Origin of the sequence: Pseudanabaena biceps PCC 7429 (genome assembly GCF_000332215.1) — a bacterium.
In the GTDB taxonomy this organism is placed as follows: Bacteria; Cyanobacteriota; Cyanobacteriia; order Pseudanabaenales; family Pseudanabaenaceae; genus Pseudanabaena; species Pseudanabaena biceps.
Genome location: NZ_ALWB01000024.1, coordinates 1 through 21,380 on the forward strand (window position 1 = coordinate 1; position 21,380 = coordinate 21,380).

The 21,380-nt window shown below is 42.3% G+C and carries 17 protein-coding genes; 8 read left to right on the forward strand and 9 right to left on the reverse strand.

The genetic code is table 11. The features are described from left to right. The 5 genes from PSE7429_RS26205 to PSE7429_RS27520 form a co-directional block, all read left to right on the forward strand. Positions 1-2,425, forward strand: a 2,425-nt coding sequence (locus tag PSE7429_RS26205; protein WP_009625890.1) for a hypothetical protein, incomplete at its 5' end; no start/stop codon positions are given. Between the two features lie 73 nt (positions 2,426-2,498). Further along, positions 2,499-2,945: a CIS tube protein gene (locus PSE7429_RS04540; RefSeq protein ID WP_009625891.1), complete on the forward strand. Its 447-nt coding sequence runs from the start codon at positions 2,499-2,501 to the stop codon at positions 2,943-2,945. A gap of 96 nt (positions 2,946-3,041) precedes the next feature. Further along, complete coding sequence (locus PSE7429_RS04545) at positions 3,042-4,919, forward strand: VgrG-related protein (RefSeq protein ID WP_009625892.1); 1,878 nt, start codon at positions 3,042-3,044, stop codon at positions 4,917-4,919. Positions 4,920-5,134: 215 nt separating this feature from the next. Beyond that, on the forward strand, positions 5,135-5,425 hold the full coding sequence (locus PSE7429_RS04550; RefSeq protein WP_009625893.1) for a PAAR domain-containing protein: 291 nt from the start codon (positions 5,135-5,137) through the stop codon (positions 5,423-5,425). Between the two features lie 223 nt (positions 5,426-5,648). Continuing rightward, complete coding sequence (locus tag PSE7429_RS27520; protein WP_263363397.1) at positions 5,649-5,780, forward strand: hypothetical protein; 132 nt, start codon at positions 5,649-5,651, stop codon at positions 5,778-5,780. Here PSE7429_RS27520 and ribBA read toward each other — a convergent pair. Next, on the reverse strand, positions 5,731-7,434 hold the full coding sequence (gene ribBA, locus PSE7429_RS04555; RefSeq protein ID WP_009625895.1) for a bifunctional 3,4-dihydroxy-2-butanone-4-phosphate synthase/GTP cyclohydrolase II: 1,704 nt from the start codon (positions 7,432-7,434) through the stop codon (positions 5,731-5,733). The genes PSE7429_RS27520 and ribBA overlap by 50 nt on opposite strands. Positions 7,435-7,809: 375 nt before the next feature. Here ribBA and PSE7429_RS04560 point away from each other — a divergent pair, with 375 nt between their 5' ends. Beyond that, the gene (locus tag PSE7429_RS04560; protein ID WP_009625897.1) at positions 7,810-9,036 is read left to right on the forward strand and encodes an S-layer homology domain-containing protein; all 1,227 of its coding nucleotides are present in this window, start codon (positions 7,810-7,812) and stop codon (positions 9,034-9,036) included. 285 nt (positions 9,037-9,321) lie between these two features. Here the strand turns inward: PSE7429_RS04560 and PSE7429_RS04565 are convergent, their stop codons facing one another. The 8 genes from PSE7429_RS04565 to ssuC all read right to left on the reverse strand — a co-directional run bounded on the left by PSE7429_RS04565 (position 9,322) and on the right by ssuC (position 19,380). Then, complete coding sequence (locus PSE7429_RS04565; protein ID WP_009625898.1) at positions 9,322-10,260, reverse strand: bile acid:sodium symporter family protein; 939 nt, start codon at positions 10,258-10,260, stop codon at positions 9,322-9,324. 15 nt (positions 10,261-10,275) lie between these two features. Next, positions 10,276-10,926: an HAD family hydrolase gene (locus tag PSE7429_RS04570; RefSeq protein WP_009625899.1), complete on the reverse strand. Its 651-nt coding sequence runs from the start codon at positions 10,924-10,926 to the stop codon at positions 10,276-10,278. A gap of 304 nt (positions 10,927-11,230) precedes the next feature. Next, positions 11,231-13,648: an arylsulfatase gene (locus PSE7429_RS04575; protein ID WP_009625900.1), complete on the reverse strand. Its 2,418-nt coding sequence runs from the start codon at positions 13,646-13,648 to the stop codon at positions 11,231-11,233. Positions 13,649-13,765: 117 nt separating this feature from the next. Then, positions 13,766-15,706: an iron uptake porin gene (locus PSE7429_RS04580; protein WP_009625902.1), complete on the reverse strand. Its 1,941-nt coding sequence runs from the start codon at positions 15,704-15,706 to the stop codon at positions 13,766-13,768. Between the two features lie 438 nt (positions 15,707-16,144). After that, positions 16,145-16,993 carry an NADPH-dependent oxidoreductase gene (locus PSE7429_RS04590; RefSeq protein WP_009625903.1) on the reverse strand — a complete coding sequence of 283 codons (849 nt, stop codon included), beginning with the start codon at positions 16,991-16,993 and terminating at the stop codon, positions 16,145-16,147. A 33-nt stretch (positions 16,994-17,026) separates the two neighbouring features. Next, positions 17,027-17,644 (reverse strand): NAD(P)H-dependent oxidoreductase, encoded by a 618-nt coding sequence (locus tag PSE7429_RS04595; protein WP_009625904.1) that lies wholly within the window; start codon positions 17,642-17,644, stop codon positions 17,027-17,029. Between the two features lie 38 nt (positions 17,645-17,682). Then, the gene (locus PSE7429_RS04600; RefSeq protein WP_009625905.1) at positions 17,683-18,444 is read right to left on the reverse strand and encodes an ABC transporter ATP-binding protein; all 762 of its coding nucleotides are present in this window, start codon (positions 18,442-18,444) and stop codon (positions 17,683-17,685) included. 84 nt (positions 18,445-18,528) lie between these two features. Next, positions 18,529-19,380, reverse strand: a complete 852-nt coding sequence (gene ssuC / locus PSE7429_RS04605; protein ID WP_009625906.1) for an aliphatic sulfonate ABC transporter permease SsuC — start codon at positions 19,378-19,380, stop codon at positions 18,529-18,531. A gap of 379 nt (positions 19,381-19,759) precedes the next feature. On the opposite strand from ssuC, the gene PSE7429_RS04610 reads away from it, so the two are divergent. Together PSE7429_RS04610 and PSE7429_RS04615 are read left to right on the forward strand one after the other, a co-directional pair. Further along, positions 19,760-20,518 (forward strand): sulfite exporter TauE/SafE family protein, encoded by a 759-nt coding sequence (locus PSE7429_RS04610; protein ID WP_009625907.1) that lies wholly within the window; start codon positions 19,760-19,762, stop codon positions 20,516-20,518. 222 nt (positions 20,519-20,740) lie between these two features. Further along, a complete protein-coding gene (locus PSE7429_RS04615; RefSeq protein WP_009625908.1) occupies positions 20,741-21,340 on the forward strand; it encodes a DUF2808 domain-containing protein in 600 nt (199 codons plus the stop codon). Positions 21,341-21,380: the final 40 nt, after the last annotated feature.

The window sequence follows — 21,380 nt, forward strand, 5'->3', positions numbered from 1 at the left end:
AGAAATACTAGATAACCAGTCCAACGATACAAATCAGGTAGTCCAACGGCAAGTTGATACTGCTATACAGAAAAAGACTAACGATCTTGCTCCTATTGATCGCAATCAACCTGATATAGCTCGGCTAGATAATATTACTCAAAGCGATCGCACGATCCAAAGAGAGTCCGACTTTACCATTCAACCTGTCTTAGATTCTCAAACCACTGAGATCCAAAGATCTTCCGATGATATTCCACCTATTCAAAACGCATTAACTTCCGATCAACCCATTGCAGAAATACTAGATAACCAGTCCAACGATACAAATCAGGTAGTTCAAAGGCAAGTTGATGCTGCTGATTTACCAAATTTGCCAATTGTTTTACCGACTGTAAACAATACTCCATTAGAAAGCGATCGCAATATTCAAGCAAGAGTTAATGCAGATTATTCTGCTCCTATTCGAGCTATTGCCCAAGATATTAATTTATCGCAAACTGATGCTATACAAAGGCAGACTAATGATCCTAATCCTATCGATCGCAATCAACCTGATATAGCTCAGCTAGATGATATTACTCAAAGCGATCGCACGATCCAAAGAGAGTTAAGCCCTTCCATTCAACCTATCTTAGATTCTCAAACCACTGAGATCCAATCTTCCTCTAGTAATTCGTTATCAGATCATCCTATAGATAATCCTATTCAAGATACAAAAGCACCAAAACCTACTTTAATTATCGACAATAATATCGATCTAATAAATCAAAATCAATCACTACAAAGACAATCAGAAATAACTAATTCATCTATTCTTTCATCTATTCTAAATACTGATATTCAGAGGAATGATGGAGCGAACTACGAAAGCTCAAATTCATCACCGCTTAACATTAGTGCAGATCAAAATACTAATATATTACAAAGAAAAGATCATATTTCTCAAATTAATCCATCTCTACCTAATGAATCTAGTTCGTTTATCGAAGAAATTAGCACTTTAAACAGTCAATCTATACAACAAAATAATAAAGAATCTACGAGAGAAATATCACAAGGGAATTTTGAATCTCATGTCACTAAATCCCCTATTGCAGATACTGAACAATCGAACAATCAGATTATTCAAAGAAAATTGAGTATGTCAGATCCAGAAATTGATATTAACATTACACCAGTTAATTTTTCTGAAAGGATTCAAAGAGATAAGGATCATAATGTTACATTAAATGAAACTTTAGTCAATCTTGATCAAAACGAACAAGAAACAACAATTCAATCATTTTCTGATTTACAAACAGCAAAAAGTATTACGGGAAGTATTACGGAAAGTAATATTTCAGAAAGCGATCGCTTGCAACAATCGCCAGATCGCGCTCAAAATTTAGGTACTCCCAAATCAGATATTGCCGATATTCAAAAAAAATCAGATTTATCACCAGTGGGGAATAATCTTGAGACACAATTAGATAATATTAGGGACAGTAATACCAAGCTATCCGCAGACAATCAAAATAATAATTTTAATAGAGACTTAGTCGGTAACTCAACTCAAGATTTACAGCAATCCATTCAAAGAAATAGTAGCAGTGAAGTTAATGCGATCGATAGCAATTCTTTAGAAGATAGCATTGAGAATCAAACGATGATTCAAATGATGAAAGATCCTAGTAATACTGAGGCATTGAAATTACCTAAAGCCATTGAAAACCTCGGTCATACAGAATATTTAGGTAGTTTTGCATCCCTGAACTTATCACAAGTACCTAGTACCCCTCAGCAGAGAACTTTACAACCATTTCGAGATCGCAATACTCGTTCCAATAATTCTAAGAATCTCAATAATTTATCAGATAATATCAGGAACCAACCTAAAGATATCCAGCGAAAAGAAAACGATACTCCCGATCAGAGCAATCGTACGGATGCTATGACTAATGGCTGGTCAAACATCGCCGAACTGCTTGCTAATTTGCCACCTCCCCAAACGCCTACCAATTCGTCTACGAGCTCTCTTAACCGAAAAACTGTAAGCGATCGCAGTCCTCTAGCGATAGCCGCTCCCAAAACTTCAACAGATAGTGCTAGAAGTAGCAGTACTAACCAAACGGTCATTCAGCGATCGCCCGAACAAAAAAATAGTTACAACAATAGTCCTAATAGTGATCAAGACCTATACTTGACTCCAACAGGATTGCAAAGAGGAAACCCCAATAAAGACACAAACCCAACTGCCACGATCCAAAGAGCCTTGGATACTGACCCCTTGCCAGAAGCAACTGTATCGGTAAAACCTATCGAAGAGCAGGATGAAGAGGACGAAGATAACCTTGAACACAACCTTGAAACTCTTGCTCAAGAAATATATATTTTGCTAAAGCAGCGTTTGGGAATAGAAAAGGAAAGGCAAGGGAATAAATATCAAGGGCGATTACCTTGGTAAACCAACATCTCACTTCCTAGTTAATTTTAGAATTTTGTTTAGAATTTTGTAGATTTTTTTAAGAGGACAGATCATGACGGGTCAACTTGTCAAAGCCATGCTCACTACCACTGATGCTGGAGCTGCTGCCATAAACTTTCAGTTTAACCCCACCGAACTTCAATTTCAGCGCTCGGTTAGCCTCAATCGCTCCAAAGGTGCACGCACTGACACTGGCATACCTAAAGTCGCATTTGCATACCCAGAACCAGTAAGCCTTTCCCTCAGTAATTTAACCTTTGATACCTACGAAACAGGAACCAGCGTTTTAACGTTAATAGATCCGATTATCAAAGCTACCGATTTTGCAGGATCGCTCGGCAGACCCCCTGTATACGTATTTGCTTGGGGGCAAACTCAATATCTCAAGTGCTTTGTCAAAAATGTTAGTTATAAACTAACAATGTTTCTGGCTGATGGCACTCCCGTACGAGCGATCGTCGATATGTCTCTTGAAGAAGTCGATAGCACCCAGCTTTAAGCTTTAAGTAGGTAAAGAGATCGCTTGATAGCTAACCCCAAAAGCGAAGACCGCTACAATATCACAAAAACGAAATCACAATAACAAAAGTCACTAATGCCCAAATACCTCCCCACCCCAATCCTACTAATTGATGGTACTAAAGCACCCGATGATTTGAGCGCAGATATTTTACAAATATCTGTCGAGGAGAGTCTACATTTACCAGGAATGTTTACGCTTATTATCAATAATGATTACTTTCCTGGCAATTTAGAACCAACTTGGAAACACCAAAGTTTATTTGCGATCGGCAAAAAAATTAAAATTGGATTCACCTCTAGCACAACTGAAGATGTTGATTTTGCTCAGGAAGAAACGGAATATATCTTAGAAGGTGAAATTACAGCGATAGAAGCTGAGTTTAACGAAAAATCTCAAGCGCCAATGATTATTCGCGGTTACGACATTTCTCATCGCTTACATAGAGGTCGTTATAATCGCTCGTTTCAAAACGTTTCAGATAGCGATCTTGTCAATCAAATAATTGGGGAAGTAGGTATTACAGCGGGAACAGTCACGGCCACGACTATTATTCATGAATATGCTTTTCAAGAGAATCAAACTAATATGGAATTCTTGCGAGAACGTGCAGCTCGCAATGGGTTCGAGTTATATGTCCAAGATGGAAAGCTAAATTTTCGCGCCCCTAGTACCGATCAAACCATATTGCTTAAATGGCTAGAAGATATCCATGGTTTTCGAGTCCGTGTTACCAGTGCCGAGCAAGTCAGTTCCGTAGAAGTTCGAGGATGGGACTATGCTCAAAAAATGGCGATCGTCTCCACTGCATCTACAGAGTCCGTCATTACGACAACGGATAGTGGCAAAGGCAGTGCATCTAGCACTAAATTTAGTGGTAGCCCGAAGATGATCGTCGTTGATCAGCCCGTTTTTAGCGCTGGAGAAGCGGATAAAATTGCTCAATCTCTATGTAATGAACTAGGCGGAGAATTTGTCAATGCCGATGCCAAAGGTGAGGGCAATCCGAAAATTCGTCCAGGACGAGTGATCACCTTAGCAGACATGGGTAAGTACAGCGGTAGTTACTATGTCACTGAAACTCATCATTTATTTGATGAACGCAAGTATACGACACATTTCAGCGTGCGCGGACTTAAAGGTGGAGATTTATTTTCTACGCTATCATCACAACCACATCTGCAACCAGGACAGACAATGTTAGTGGGAATCGTAAGTAACAATAACGATCCTAAAGGATGGGGAAGGGTCAGAGTTAAGTTCCCAACTTTGACCGAAGAACATGAAAGTAATTGGGCAAGAGTTGTCAGTACAGGTGCAGGTATAAATAGAGGATTAGACTGCTTGCCAGAAATTAATGATGAGGTTTTAGTTGGCTTCGAGCATGGAGATATCCATCGCCCCTATGTGATTGGTGGAGTCTGGAACGGAAAGGATGCAACTCCAACTAAAGTCGCCGATAGTGTAGTTGGAGGCAAAGTCCGTCTCCGCACCTTTAAAACCCGTGTAGGACATCAATTGCAATTTGTTGAAGAAGATAAAGATACGAAAAAGGGAATCTATGTAAATACCATTGATGGACATAATGTCCGCCTTAATGATAGTGAAAAATTTGTTGAATTAGAAACTACAGGCGGTCATAAATTTCGGGCTGATGATATGAGTAAGGAGATTAGCCTAACTTCAACGGGGAATATCACCATCAAGACAGGCACTACTGGACTCGCTAATGATGTAAAAATTAATGCGGGTAATATTACTTTAACCGCCACTACAAACATTACACTTAAAGTGGGTCTTAATAAAATCGTCATAACTAATACTGGGATTGACATTGAAGGTGTACTTGTCCAAATTAAAGGTACAGCCTCAGCCAAAATGGAAGCACCTTTGGTAAATGTCGAAGCTAGTTTCATCAATACAATTAAAGGCGGTTTAGTTAAGATTAATTAGATAAGTTAGATGATTTTATGTACCTCAGCATAATTAAAATCCAGATCTAGAACCTGCTGCGCACGCCTTGCGTGCGCAGCAGGTTCTAGGGTTTTATAGTTAACTAAGCACACTTACTTAACGAATTGAATTAACCATTGCCCTATTAATCTTTTCGTTAGTTCTTTTTTCCCAAACTCGCTCCATTCTTCAATACCTAATCCATATATCTATATATGTTTCCAGCAGCAAGGTTAAGTGATAAGACTGTTACAAATGACACTATTATTGGTCCTGGCGCACCTACAGTGTTAATCGGAGGGATGCCCGCAGCCTGTGTTGGCGATGCTGTAGCTGGCAATTTAGTAGTAGGTTCAATCGTCCTAGGTTCTTTTACTGTCATCATCGGCGGACGCTTTGCAGCAAGAACTACTTCCCAAGTAGTCGGAATCAATGTCAATGCTCCCCCAACCCCCATAACTACTTTTGTGGGCAAAGCAGAAATGACGGTTCTAATTGGAGGGTAAACTCTGCACTTACTTTTGATAACTCCTCTCTCTCACCACAATTTCTTATAGCAATAGTCAGTAATGTTAGGACAAAAATCAAACCCAATAGAGAGTTGCGGCGCGAAGCGCCGCAACTCTCTATTGGGTTTGATGTCCTGACTTAATTGACTATAGCTATAATTCACAAAAGTGTGACAACACTTTCGTGAATTGGTATCAATCAACAAATCAATCAATTATTATGTCGGAAGCCATTCTTCTTAATACTTTTTTCTGGGCTGCCATTGCCCTACTCGCGATCGCCACCAGTGGAATTGGCTATCTTACCTATTTGGAATGGCAGGATCGTCGCCGTCGTGGAGGAAAAAGTTAAACCACTCATACATCCTATCTCTTGACCAAGGCGTATTCCATGCTAACCCAAGGTTAATTGTTCCCACAAAACTTTCGGGTAGAGCTGCCTCATTTACTACCAAGCAAAATTTAAAGGTGGCGATCTGTTCCCATTGTTTGAGATGTTTGAATACGCGCACGATCGCTTGACGATAGGGATGATTGGGTTGTTCGTACCAGTCCTCGGAAACTTCGTTGGAGCGATCGAATCCTAAGTGGACAAGCGAAAGTTGCTGGGAACCATCTTGGGGCGATCGCGCTGATCGGTCTTCAGTAGCAGCATTGGCAAATAAATGCGCAAAAGCTGGAGATGTCTCCTCCTGTAAGAGCAGATCGTTAGCTGAGGCAACTTCTCGCAAGCGATCAAGCCATCCTAAGGGTTTATCCTCCGTCCACCGAATGCCGAGGGTGACGAGCTTTGATTGCAATAGCAAATGTCCTAGCTTCTCTGCTTTGGTTTCGAGATAGCGTGAGTTGTGTTCATTGGTTTCGATGAGCAGGGGCAAACGTCCCACTACTTCAATATCGAAACCTTTGAGCCCAGCGAGTTTGCGAGGATTGTTGGTAATCAAACGCATTTTTTTGATGCCGAGATCGTGCAGAATTTGCGCCCCAACCCCATAGGTTCGTAAATCGGCTCCAAATCCTAGTTTTTCGTTAGCTTCAACCGTATCTAATCCCCCATCTTGAAGGTTATAGGCTTTAATTTTATTAATCAAGCCGATCCCGCGTCCTTCTTGGCGCAGGTAAACAACTACGCCCCAATTGGCAAACTCGATCATTTTTAAGGCACTCTGTAACTGTCCGCGACAATCACAGCGCAAAGAACCGAGAGCGTCACCCGTCAGACATTCTGAATGCACACGGACTAAAACTTCATTATCGGGAAAATCCTGCAAATCGCCCTTAACGATCGCTAGATGCTCCGTATTATCAATGGTGTTGCGATAGGCATAGACCTTAAAGTTGCCAAATAGTGAAGGTAAATGGGCGATAGCCTCTCGCCGTACAAAGCGATCGTGCGTGAGGCGATAACTGATGAGATCGGCAATGCTGATTAATTTCAAGTTATGCAGCTTGGCATATTCCATCAGTTCGGGCAATCGCGCCATCGAACCATCATCATTTTGGATCTCGCAAATTACGCCTGCGGGATAAAGCCCCGACATTTGCGCCAGATCTACTGCCGCTTCGGTATGCCCAGCCCGTTTGAGTACGCCACCGTCCCTTGCCCTGAGCGGGAAAATATGTCCTGGTCGCCGCAGATCGTTGGGGTGTGTATGGGGATTAATGGCTGCTTGAATGGTGCGGGAGCGATCCTCTGCGGAAATTCCCGTGGATGTCCCATCCACTGCATCAATACTGACAGTAAAGGCAGTTTGGTGACTATCGGTATTGCGATCAACCATCAAGGGTAAGTCAAGTTCATCTAGGCGATCGCCTGTCATTGATAGGCAGATCAGTCCTCTTGCCTTTACCGCCATAAAATTTATCATTTCAGGCGTGGCAAACTGAGCCGCACCAATTAAATCGCCTTCATTTTCGCGGTTCTCATCATCGACAACGATGATGAGACGACCAGATTTAAGGTCGTTGAGGGCATCGGGAATAGAGTCAAATTGAAACTTAGTCAAGGCTTACAGTAATGGCTTCAGGCTATTTATATCCATCATATAGCAATCTCTATAGTGCTTGACCGAGAAATATAAAGAGTGTTTTTAGGGATGCTGTCAGCGCTACTTGTAGCGCCATTTGCTGCCCCCAAGAGAGGAAGGCGGCGCAAAGCGCCGCCTTCCTCTCTTGGGGGCAGCAATGTTAAGCCCCAATAGAGAGTTGCGGCGCGAAGCGCCGCAACTCTCTATTGGGGTAGCAAATGGCAATCTGGTGGAGCGCTGCCCATCAATGGTCGAGGGAATATTGCCATAGATTCATAAAATTTCAGGAACATTTAGGTTCCTTATACAGTCTGACATGAAATATACATAAAAATGTATAGGAGAAAACTCAAAATGACAAATCAGCCTAAACGTTCTAGCACTGCGTTACTTGTTGCAATTAGTTTTATTGGAAGTTCGGCAATTTCCACGATCGGCGCAACCTCTGCATTTGCTCAGACTACGTTTAATGATGTGCCTACGGGCTATTGGGCGCAAACTTTTATTCAAGAATTAGCCTCAAGAGATATCATTAAGGGTTTTCCCGATGGGGGATTCCGTCCAAACGATCCAGTAACCAGAGCGCAGTTTGCAGCAATGCTCAGTAAAGCTGTAAATAAGTCTCCTGTAAGAGGTACTGTTACCTTTGTTGATGTTTCCTCAAACTATTGGGCAGCCCCCGCTATTCAAAAGTCTTACACTACGGGCTTTATGTCTGGATATCCAGGTAACGTGTTTGAGCCTACCCAGAATATTCCTCGCGTCCAAATTTTAGTTTCCCTAGCGAATGGCTTAAGTTATTCTGCTAGCCAACCAACTGAAACGACTTTACAAACCTATGCTGATGCTTCAGGCATTCCGAACTATGCAAGAAATAGCGTAGCTGCGGCAACAGAAAATCGCTTAGTGGTTAATTACCCCAATGTGCAATTTCTGAATCCTAATCAAACGGCTACTAGAGCCGAAGTTGCTGCTTTTATCTATCAAGCTTTGGTGAGATCTGGTCAAGCCAATGCGATCGCCTCACCCTACATTGTCGGGCAAACCACTACGCCCCCAGTCCAAAATCAAACCAGAATTCCCGCAGGCAATGTAATTGCCCTTCAGTATTCTAAGGATAAGATTTTGCTGGGACCTGATGAAAAAGTACCTTTGACGCTAAATGTTGCTCAAAATATTGCCAATTCTCAAGGAGCTATTTTGATTCCTGCGGGTTCTCAAGTCGTTGGTGAATTGCGTACCGTATCAGGTGGGACGCAATTCTTTGCTAGCGAACTTGTGTTTGCTAATGGTCGTAGGGTGCCGATTAATGCAACTTCTAAGGTTGTTACCACAACCGAAAAGGTTGATAAGGGTTTGAGTGCTGGCACTCTCGTTAGAAATGCTGCTCTCGGAGCAGGTGCAGCCGCAGCGATCGCTGCCGTCACAGGCGATCGGGCGATCGCCACCGAGGAAGTTCTTGGTGGTGCGGGTATTGGTACATTAATCGGTCTATTCTTAGGTCGCGATAGTGTAACTCTTTCTTCGGTTAACCCCAATACCGATCTAGCAGTAACTCTTAACTCAGATTTACTCCTCTAATTACAGCGCTTTGCGCTGACTTAAAACCCAAGAAAAATTTTAAAAGGCTTGTGAAGCAAGCCTTTTAAAATTTTTCTTGTATCTCTTAAAGCCTCAACAGGCTGTAACGTCAGTTCGAGTTAAACTAGCAAATTTTTAAAAGCCCAAAAGTAAAAGCCTTGCTACGCAAGGCTTTTACTTTTGGGCTTTGAGGAAGCGTTTGCTACGCAAACCCTTCCTCAAAGCCCGTTTCAAAAAACAAAAAGATATAGCGATCGCACAGCAAGCGCTATATCTTTTTGTTTTTTATTGAGTATTAAGGGAAGTTGTGCTGACCTCCGTTGATGGAACTTTTTGATTTATAGAGAATCTAGCAATCAATCGAATTACCACAAATAAAGATAAACTCGTCACCACAATTACACTGATAATTGCAGGATCGTTAAAATTTGTACCCGCTACCAAGAGCGCTCCTGCGATATTCCGTTGAGCCGTGCCAACTCCAAGGGTTAACCTTGTATCGAGATTGGGTCCCCCAAGCAAATATCCCACGGCAAAGGCGACGACAATGAAAATGGCGATCGCGAAGACCATACCACTCTTAACCAGCTCAATTAGACTATTAAATTGTAAAATGAATGCTGAACCTATCCCTGAGATGAAAGCAAAGTTAGCAACTCGACGCAGGAATGGAGCGACAACGGTGGCGATCGCCTCAAAGCGGGATCGAATAAATAGCCCGATCGCTAAGGGCGGTAATAGAGAAATAAATAGGGGCTTCGCAACTTGCCAAGGACTAATCTGCACACCATCTAAAACCAACGGTAAGACGATCGGCATAAAGATCGAAGAACCCAACATCAATATCATTAGCAATCCTGCGGCAAAGGCAAGGTTTCCATTTACGATTTGGGCTAACTTGGGTAATACAGGAGGTCCAGCGGCAACGGCAAGGATCGTAAAGCCAATTTTGATTGGTTCGCTCACGGTCACAAATTGCAGTGCAATAAAAACTAAAAGCGGTACTATCACAAAGTTTGCCACTAACGAACAAATTACTAACCGCCAATTGCGAAGGGGTTCTAGGATCTGCGGTACGGTGAGACTCAATCCCGTGGATAGTAACATCGCTAAAATAAACAGCAAAAAGGAAAGTCGATTTAGCAGAGTAAAATCAATTTTATGGAAGTAAAAGTCTAGCTGTTGGATTAGAGGAGAACCGATCGAGGATAGCAATTCATGCATGGTGAATGAAGGAATTTATAATTTAAATGGAATTAATGGGAGGATCTCTTTAGGAGAATTAGCAATCACGTCAGCACCATTATTGCTTAATTCTTCTGCGGAACCATAGCCATAGGTAACACCGATCGCAAAAACTTGGTTTTGCTTGGCGGCGATCGTATCATGGGAGCGATCGCCGATCATCACGGTTGCTTTTGCATCAAGGTTTTCTGCGCGCAAAATATGCCGAATTAATTCACCTTTAATGCTGCGTGTACCGTCTAATTCACTGCCATAGATGCCATCAAAGAGATCAGACAATCCAAAATGCTCGACAATCCGTTGCGCATACACATGGGGTTTAGATGTTGCTATATAGGTCTGATATCCTTCTGCCCGAATAGAAGCAAGGGTTTCGGGGATTTCAGGATAAAGCTCATTTTCAAATAAGCCAATGGTTGAGAAGCGATCGCGATATAAGGAAATTGCGCGATCGATCAAAACCCGATCCTCAGTTTGCAGAATTTTTGCAAAACTGGTAGTCAATGGGGGCCCAATGCACCACAATAATTCATCGGTGGTTGGTGGTTCATTGCCAAGCTGGCGGATCGCATATTGAATGCAGGTCGTAATCCCAACCTTTGGATCGGTAAGGGTTCCATCGAGATCGAATAGGATTGCTGCCATCAGAGTTTAAACTGCTCATCGATAGGGACTTGATAGCCATTAGCAAGGCGGTTATTGGAATTTCCAGCTGTGACGATCGCGAGGATATAACCTCGGATTTTTTCGGTTATCACAGCAATTATCGATCAAACGAACCACAGGGAAATTTTTGAAAGCGTTGCTTCGCAACGCTTTCAAAAATTTCCCTAGTTTGGGTTTAAGCGCAAAGCCCTATAAGTAGCTAGGCGCAATTAAATATAAAACCCCAAAACCTGTAGCGCACGCTGCGCTACAGGTTTTGATTATGGTTTTTAATTTGGTTCGCTTACAACAAATCAATCTTGACCTGCTCTAAATTACCCGTAAATTTAAAGGGAATTTGATAGCTATCAATTACAGTAGTCCCCGTATCTTGACCGATATCGAAGGTGTCATCAATACCAAAGCGAGCCGCTACGGTTTTGGCAATTCGACCCTCTGCAACCAGTTTATCATTGATAAAGATCTTGCCCGTACCACCCGCACCGATCGCCCCCCCATCGGCATTGAAATCAAAGCGGATCTGGGACTTACCGATCGCGATCGGTTCCGAGGCTTGAATTGTCGTGTGATCGCTATTCAAGAAATTGTAAACAAAGGTCGGCTTCCCATCTTTTAAGAAAAAGCTCCAACCCGCAAACCGTCCTCCCTGCGTAGCTAATACGCCTTCAGCATCGGCTTTCGCTACCACATCGGCAGCAATCCTAAAGGAGCGATTTTTAATGTTCGGAGCGCTAATTTCAGGAATTCCCACAACAGGAGTGTAGTAGGTAAAGCTACTTCTGCCATCATTGATATTCGGACGATGTTCGGTCTCGAAGCGTTGATAGAGGCGATCGTCAAGGGGAAATACCTTGTGCTTCTTTGCTTCCTTTTGGAATAGACTTTGGAGTTCCGCTAACTTCGCAGGATTCTCTTGGGCTAAATCCTTAGATTCGCTGAAGTCATTAGCAACATCGTATAGTTCCCACTTATCTTCATCGAAACTCGTTTTAGAAACAAATTCCCAAGGTAAACGTCCGTGTCGCGCTGCTGCAACCCAGCCATTGTCATAAATGGCGCGATTACCCAGCATTTCAAAATATTGAGTCTTATGGCGAGAGGGAAGCGCAGGATCGTCAAAGGAATAAACTAGACTAGTTCCTTCGATGGGCTGCTGCTTAGCACCATTGACTACTTCAGGTGTTTCTAGCCCTGCGGCTTCGATAATTGTGGGAGCGATATCAATCACATGGTGGAATTGACTGCGAATGCCACCCTTATCCTTAATGCGATCGCCCCAAGCTACTACTAGTCCATTGCGAGTACCGCCAAAGTGAGAAGCAATTTGTTTCGTCCATTGGAAGGGACTATCTCCAGCCCAAGCCCAAGCCGCATGGTAGTGGTTGAAGGTTTTGGGACTGCCCAAATCATCAAGAGCTGCTAAAAATTCCGCTTGGGTTTCCTTAACGCCATTAAAGGTTTTGATTTGGTTTAATTCACCTGTCAAACCACCTTCAGCACTTGCACCATTATCGCCAGCGATGAAAAATACTAAGGTGTTGTCCAATTCGCCCAACTGGGCGATCGCATCGATCACGCGCCCAACCTGAGCATCGGTATGGCTGAGGAAACCTGCAAATACTTCGGCTTGACGGGCATAGATTTTCTGTTCCGTTGGGGAGAGCGAATCCCATGCGGGAATTTCCGCAGGACGAGGCGTGAGTTTGGTGTCAGAGGGAATAATGCCATTAGTAATCTGACGGGCAAAGGTTTCTTCGCGAACTTTGTCCCAACCTTGATCGAACTTGCCCTTATATTTATCAATCCATTCCTTGGGCGCATGGTGGGGCGCATGGGTTGCACCTGTGGCGAAGTACGTAAAGAAGGGTTTGTTAGGGGCGATCGATTGCTGGGTGCGAATCCAGTTAATCGCATGGTCGGCAAGGTCGTTGGTGATATGATAATCTACGCGATCGCTAGATTTTTCGACAAACTTAGTATTCTCAACTACCGATGTATTCCATTGATCGGCTTCCCCCCCTAAGAATCCATAGAAGTAATCAAAGCCGAGGTGAGTCGGCCAGCGATCAAAGGGACCAACAGCACTAGTTTCATTGGCTGGCGTATTGTGCCATTTCCCGAATGCGGCAGTATTATAGCCATTACTGCGTAATACTTCGGCAATTGTGGCAGCACTGCGAGGAAGAATTGCGGTATATCCTGGGTAGCCCGTAGCAATCTCGGTTACTACGCCCGTATTGACGGAGTGATGATTGCGTCCCGTTAGTAAGGCAGCTCTGGTGGGAGAGCAGAGGGCTGTAGTATGGAATTGGTTGTAACGCAGTCCCTTAGAGGCTAAGCGGTCTAGGTTAGGAGTTTCAATCAATCCGCCGAAGGTGCTTGTCTGTCCAAACCCAACATCATCGAGGATCACTAGCAACACATTGGGAGCTTTTGCAGGGGCTTTGATAGGTTGGGGAAAGTCTGGTTGTGATTCCTTGTAGGTTATGCCAATTTTGCCCTTAAAGGGTGGTTGTGGTAGTGGTAAGGAGTCGCCATAGTCAGCAAAGGCTGCTAATGGGGAAAAGCTGGAAAACACAAGGGCGATCGCAGTTAAAAAACTGATTTGTTTAGCGATCGCCTTTTTAGTTTCCCATTCTACAATAAACTTAAGAGAGCTTTCCCAAAAACCTCTCTTTGAAGAATTTGTAATTTTTGTCATTATTATCTAAATTAAATTATCTAAATTAAAGATTATCTGAATTCAAGATTGACTGAATTCAAGATTGACTGAATTCAAGATTGACTAAGTGGCTGAAACTGTTCTAAATTACATTTTCTAAAAAGAAAATGTACTACGGATTGAGAAGCCCCAAATTGGTTCGGCTGTAGTGCCTTTGTCAGGATTGAGAACTAGAAAAATATCAGGAGTGATACTGATATTTTTATTAAATCGGTGGGTATAGAAAGCTTCAAATAGCCAAGGAGCAAGGGCATCTTGGCGAGCCGCGTTATCATTACTGGTCACATAGGGCGTAATTGCTACAAGAATACCGCCATGATTTCCTTCTTGAAATAGATCGAAGAATCCCAAACTTAAAGATGCGCTGAATACATTTGCTTTTGTACCAGTTTTCGATGCCGATAGATTAGTGGCAGCGGTGGTTGTAAATCCTCCACCTAAACCCACTTTGGGGAATATTCGCCAATCAAATTGTGTACCAAAAGTATCAGAAAGAGTCGCGACATCACCAAAGGGTTGAATTGCATTAGTTGTGCCAGTGGGACCGCCAAAGCTCACTTCACCAGCCCTCAGATCGCCATTTGTACCAGTCCAGTATTTACGGATATAGTTTAAAGAGGCGGCAAACGACTCAGATGGCTTGTACGTTAATTGAGCTGCATAGGTGCTACTACCACCAAATAGACCATTACCATTAGCCTGATTAGCTCCATTAAGCGTACCAGCTCCTGGGTTAGCTGCTTGTACATCGCTAGCAAAGTAGCCAGTATGGAGTTGCAATTGCTCATTAAATCGGAAAGCAGCACCAATACCAGTATTGGTGAATCCAGGACGGAAAATTATTGGATTAAAGAGTCCATAAACAGTTGCTGCTGTTGAGTTTCCACTCCGCAGAGGAGTGATTAAGGGAAAGAAGTCAAAAAACTGTAATGACCTTGCCGATAGCCATATCGTAGTCTGATCGCCAACAGGAAACCGATAGAATAGTTGACCAAGGACAAAGCTTCCTGGCACTGTAGTGGAAGTAGAACCATCAAGGGAAAAGTTAGCGACGTTAGATGGTGAAGCTATAGTTCCGCCCTTGGTTGTTGTTCCGCCAATAAGGTTCGCGATATTAGGAGTACCACTTGTACCAATAGTGAAACTTAACAGGTCTTTTCCCGTAAAACTGGTATTGAATCTTAAATTTACAGCATAGGCAAAGACCGTATTGCTAGATCTGCTAGCTCCAGTGGATTCAGTTCTACCATTACTAACTATAGTTCCTAGCAAGAATTGTGCAGTACCAGACAATTTGGTAGTAGTTGAAAATTGTTGTTCTTCAAGTTTGCTAGTTTTTGTTTCAAGGCTCTCCACTCGTCCTCGAAGGCTAGCGAGCTCATTGGCAAACTGTTCCTGTAGTTTTTGCAAGGTAGCGAGATCTTCCTTACTAACTTTGTCAGCTAGCCCCGCTGAAATAATTTCATTGACCTTATCAAGGGCTGTATTCAAAGCTGCGGCGAATTCGTAGCGAGTTAATGATTGCTTACCGCGAAAGGTCCTGTCGGGATAACCTGCGATGACTCCATAGCGCTCAACCAGAGATTGTAAGGCGGTGAAAGCCCAATCCGTTGATTTAACATCGTTAAGTTGAGAAACAGAAGTAATTGCTGCGAGGTCGGAGTTTTGAGATGATAGATTAATATTGGGATTGGAGAGTTCTGTCACAGGAACTACTGTGGAACTTAATTCTGGTTGCTGCGTAGATAGAGGATTCTGTAATCCATTTCCTGAAACGTTGATTACATCATCGAGATTAACAGATGAACCCGCAACCTTGTTATCAGCAACCTTGCTATTGAGCATGGTGGCGTTATCCAACGCTTTTTTGATTTCGCCAACCTTAAATGTGGGGGCAGATGCGATCGCGGGTGGTGTGGATGATGAGTTTTCTGCTAATTGCTTAATTTCGTTAGCGCTTACTGATGATGTGCTAGCGATCGCAGCTAATAAAAGCGATGGAAAATATAACGCAATAGTTTGCGGAGCCCTAAACATTTTTATTTCTCCTCACGTAGAGACTAAAAAAACAAATTAGAAAATAAATTACAAAGATCGAGTTACGGAACTTCAAGTTGAACTTCAACCTGAACTTCAAAAATATATTTTCAACATCGAGGATTGACTCTAGATATATTCTTCATGTCCAATCTACAAGCCTTTTGATTAACTCAAATCTAATATACGGTAAATACATGTTAATACCGTAGTATAAAATTAAGTATTGCATGTATATGTATTAAAAGCAAGGCTTTTAAATAATTAGAAAAGATAGAAAGGATAAATAAAAGTGGTTGGCATAATTAACACCCAGAATCAAAAGCTGTAGCGCACGCTGCGCGTGCGCTACAGCTTTTGATTCTGGGTGTTATATTTAATAAGGAATGCATACCCATTTGAAAATCACTATTGGAGAATTAATTCTCAAGCGGGGATTTATCGGATTGCAAAACCAAGATTGTGTAGCACTTCTGTTAAGCGATCGCGACCACCGAGAGCCGCCGCAGTTGCAATTCTGGCTGTGGAATGGGTTGACCAATCAACATTAACGCCCGTTTGTTGTTGCTGATAGAAATCAGTCATGATCCGATCGTATTCAGCGATCGCTTCTTCTTGAGCCTCAGTAGAATACTCCTCGCGATGGAGAACTGCTGACTGACCTAGCCGAGGCTTGACTATAGGAATATTATCGGGATCGGGATAGCCTACGCTAAGACCAAATACAGGAAATACTAAGGGTGGTAAATTTAGTTCCTTAGCTACAGCCTCAGGATTATTGCGAATTGCTCCAACATAAACGGTTCCCAAACCCAAAGATTCGGCGGCAACTACGGCATTCTGGGCTGCTAAAGAGGCATCGATCGCTCCAGTCAGGAATGTCTCTAAATATTCCAAACCTTCAGAAGTTGAGTTCCGCGATTGGGCAATATTTCTCGCCCGCGATAGGTCGGCAAGCCATACTAAAAATAGAGGTACTTGGCGGATATGCACTTGATTGCGTGCTAGGACTGATAACCGCTCTTTACGGGCAGGATCTTCGACGGCTACTACACTCCATAGCTGCAAATTAGAAGAACTAGCCGCAGATTGTGCTGCGGCGATCAATGTTTCTAAAGTGCCTTTGGGTAAGGGTTTAGATAGATAGGAACGGACAGAACGATGGACTAACAAATTGCGAATATGTTCGTTCCACAAAAAATCCTCCAAAAAATCCTCAGGGAAAGAACTGCCATAGCGATCGTTGAGAAGATCCGTTGCTGCCAATTTTGGGGTGGTAGTAGTCATTAAGTTTTGAAGGTAATGATAGGAAAAGAAAGATTAAATCGCATAAACTTCCTGTAGAGTGGGTGACTGAGAAGGCAAGGAGTCATGCTTATGGCTTTTTTTTACATCATTGCTAGCGATCGCATCGATTAAATCATTTAAAGCTGTCTGCAAACGAATGTGAAGCCCTATATCGGCAGCAAGTTCTGAAACATTGTTTAATTGTAGTTGATCATCAAGCGCAAATACACTAGTGAGAATCCGCGTTGTGCCGAGTTCGGCTAGAACAGGTTTGAGCGAATATTCTAGCGCGACAGAATGCCCGATGGTATTACTAGTCGATAGGGGTAAAATCACTTTCTGGGATAAAATGTCACGGGGTAACAGATCGAGAAATGATTTTAGTAAGCCCGTGTAAGCAGCCTTAGAAATCGGACTGACAATAATCAGAGCCTCAGCATCTTCAATCATCTTCTTAGGATAGAGTAGTGCAGGACTGGCATAACGCCCAAAGGCTAAGTCTTCAGCTAATAAGTCGCGCACTAGCAAAGTAGTTACTTTGATATTGCTTGTTCCTGATTGTGCTTCCAGTAAACACTTCGCATAATCTAGTAAATAATGTGCTTTGCAAGGATGGGTGGGACTGCCACCAATTAACAAAATACGAGCCATATCAAATCCTTCAATCTAAAGTCTAAATCTAGAGCCATCTATGCAGCTTGGTTAACAAATTGTGGAGCTAATTCAGGGCTCATTACTCTTGTCCGAATCTGATCGACTAAGGCGGCAAATTCAGCGCTACCACGAGCGCGGGGACGGGGTAAATCAATATGGAGATCGAGTCCAATTTGCCCATGTTCAATTAGAATTAGGCGATCGCTAAGGGCAACAGCTTCTTCCACATCATGGGTAATAAGCAACGTAGTGAATTTCTGTTCCTGCCAAAGGGTTTCTAATAAAGACTGCATCTCAATCCGAGTCAGCGCATCTAAAGCTCCCAAAGGCTCATCTAATAGCATGAGTCGAGGCTCGCTTACGAGTGCTCGCGCAAGGGCAACCCGTTGTTTTTGTCCGCCAGAGAGAATTGAAGGAAATTCACTAGCGCGATCGCCTAAACCAACTTGAGACAAAGCCCAACGCGCTCGCACACGGGATTCTTTTTCTAATCCCAAAGCGACATTTTGGTAAACTCTTTTCCAAGGTAGCAGTCTCGGCTCTTGAAACATGACTCTGGCAATTGAATTAATTCCTTTAACTGGTTTATCATCCACCCACAGCGACCCTGCGCTGGGCTCCGATAAACCTGCGATCGCTCTTAATAACGTACTTTTGCCACAGCCACTACGCCCGACAATCGAAATAAACTCCCCTGCTTTAATTTCAACATTTAATCCTTGCAGGACATGAGTTTTTCCAAAACTTTTCCAAAGATTCTCAACAACTAGGTTTACGCCTCTTACAGAATTTGTCATAATGCCTCCATTTCTTGGTTATACGAAAATTACAAATCACAAATTACGAATTACAAGTTACGAACTGAATTGCACCCAATACCTCTAAGTAGCTTTTACTCTTTGGTAATTAGGATGCCAATTCAAAAACCATGCTTCTAAAGCTCTGACGATTACATCGGCTAACTTCCCAAAACTTGCGTAGAGAATAATACTGAATACGACGATATCGGTTTGCATAAATTCCCTTGCGCTAGTTGCCATGTAGCCAATTCCTGAATCAGCAGCGATCGTTTCGGCAACAATTAACGATAGCCACATAATTCCCAACGAAAAGCGCACACCAACTAAGATCGAAGGTAATGCGCCTGGGAGGATAATATTCCAGAAAAGTTGAAAAGGATTGAGCCCGTAAACCTTACCCATCTCAATCAAACCACTATCAATACTGCGGATGCCGTGAAATGTATTGATGTAAATGGGAAAGAGAACACCACTAGAAACGAGAAACAACTTCGCTTCTTCTCCAATCCCAAACCAGAGAATGACCAAAGGAATTAACGCTAGGTTAGGGATATTTCTCCACATTTGCAGAGTAGTATCGAGGATCTTCTCGGAAACGACGAACAGTCCATTTACTAATCCGAGAATGAATCCGATACTGCCGCCGATCGCAAAACCAGTTAATGCTCTTGAGGCGCTGATCTTAAAGTTGGTAGCTAGTTCTCCTGATTGGGCAAGTTTTACTGCTGCGGTCACTACTGTAGTTGGAGCAGGGAGAATCCTTGTGGAAAGCCAACCAAATTGAACTGCAATCTGCCAGAGAATAACGAGGAAAATGGGAAATAACCAAGGAATTAGTTTGTCGAAAATTTCTTTGGCTCGGACGATCGCCTTAAAAGATGGCTTCTGCTTTGACTGATAAGGGGGAGTTGAGAAAGAGGAAGTATATTGCATAGTGGTCTTTATAGTCTACTGAACGCGATCTAATCACGACCTACAAAGCCTTGGAAAAGCCTTGGAAAACTTGTACTTTGATGTATCGCAGTTGTTTATCAATCACAATCTACGGTAAAATCATGTAGATACCGTAGAATCTAAAGCTCAGTATGTCACTTGCGGTGCAAAAAATCAATCTTTTTTAAAAATTAATCAAAATTAGTCAAAATCAGTCAAAGATTCAGTATTGGTGATTTGTACTAAGTAGCTAATCATAAGTAAACTTAAAGCCTAGAAGAGCGTACCGCCCGCTGTGCGGGCGGTACGCTTGCCGAACTACTTAAATACGGGGCTTTGGAGTTTATTTTGGAGTTTATCAAGAGAATAAAATTAATAAATGATAGAAATTCTGGTTCTTTGTGGACTTGCCTTTGTCGCAGGTTTAATTGATGCGGTAGTCGGGGGCGGTGGATTAATTCAACTACCTGCATTGTTAATTATGTTGCCGCATACTGCGATCGCCTCAATTTTGGGTACGAGTAAATTTGTCTCGATCGCAGGAACTAGCATCGCTGTCCAGCAATATGCTAAACAACAAAAAATCGAGTGGGGAACGACAATTCCCGCAATGTTTGCAGCTTTTATTTTTTCTTTTTTAGGCGCAAGAATAACGAGTCTACTTAACCCCAGTTTGATGCGCCCAGTAATTTTAGTTTTGCTAATTGCCGTGGCTATCTATACCTTTAGCAAAAAAGATTTTGGACTATTACAAATATCAAAATTTAGTCGATCACAGCAATGGATATATAGTGTAGTAATCGGTAGTGTAATTGGTTTTTACGATGGATTTTTTGGTCCTGGCACAGGTAGTTTTTTGATTTTTGCCTTTGTTGGTATCTTCGGCTATAGCTTTCTAACTGCTTCTGCTTCAGCAAAAATAATTAACTTTGCGACTAACCTCGCTGCTATTCTTTACTTTTTCTTTACTAATAATATTATTTATACATTTGGAATACCAATGGCAATCTGTAATATTTTAGGAGCTTTTATCGGTACAAAATTAGCTATTAGTAAGGGTAGTCAATTCGTCAGGAAATTATTTTTAGTAATTGTATCGTTACTAATTTGTAAGTTAGGTTATGACATCATTAAATAGTTTGTGAGGATGCGCCCTATAGGGCGCATCCTCACAAACTATTTAATCCAATATTTAATCCAATAAATTAACGCGGGAAAACAGCTATTTATTAGGTTATTAAAACAATCAAATATAGTGATTAATTCAACATTCATTTTGCAGCTTCCTATTAATTTCTTGAGATAGAATGTATTTAAGATAACAAATGTAACAGTTCTTAATATTTATCTTGAAATTAACATGAAATACCTCAAACGACTAGCTATTCCTTGTTTGCTCATAGGGCTATCCATGAGCGTTATTTCTGCTGTAATTCCCAGAGCAAATAGCGCGATCGCCCAAGATTTACAAGATTTGACGGGAGCATCCTCACCAACAAAATTTATCCAGTTCCCTAGTCTTATTTCCGTTGATACTAGCGATCGCGAAACCAATACTCGGAATGCAATTTATTCCTTTCAAATCTCCATACCAGTTCAAGCTGGAGCAACCCTGCAAAAAGTGACGATCGCTCAACAAGATCCCATTGAGTCAATCACCTTTGCTAGTGATCGCACGACTGCCTATATTCAAGAACCATCAGGCGATCGCATTGCTGTAGCGACAAAAACTATGATCGATCCCAATACTAAAGCTGCGTCAATTGTTTTCACTTCTCCAGTCGCCGCAGGTAAGATTGTAGTTGTTAGCTTGCGTCCAGTCAGTAATCCCAGTTTGGAAGGTGAATATGTGTTTGGTGTGACTGCTTTTGCTGATTCCTTACAAGGACAATTCATCGGTAACGGTCGTTTGGGTATCTATAACTCCTACATTAGTGATGTATTTGTGCCAACTTTTTAAAGCGATCTCTATTTCTTACAGCGCTTCGCGCTCAAACCCA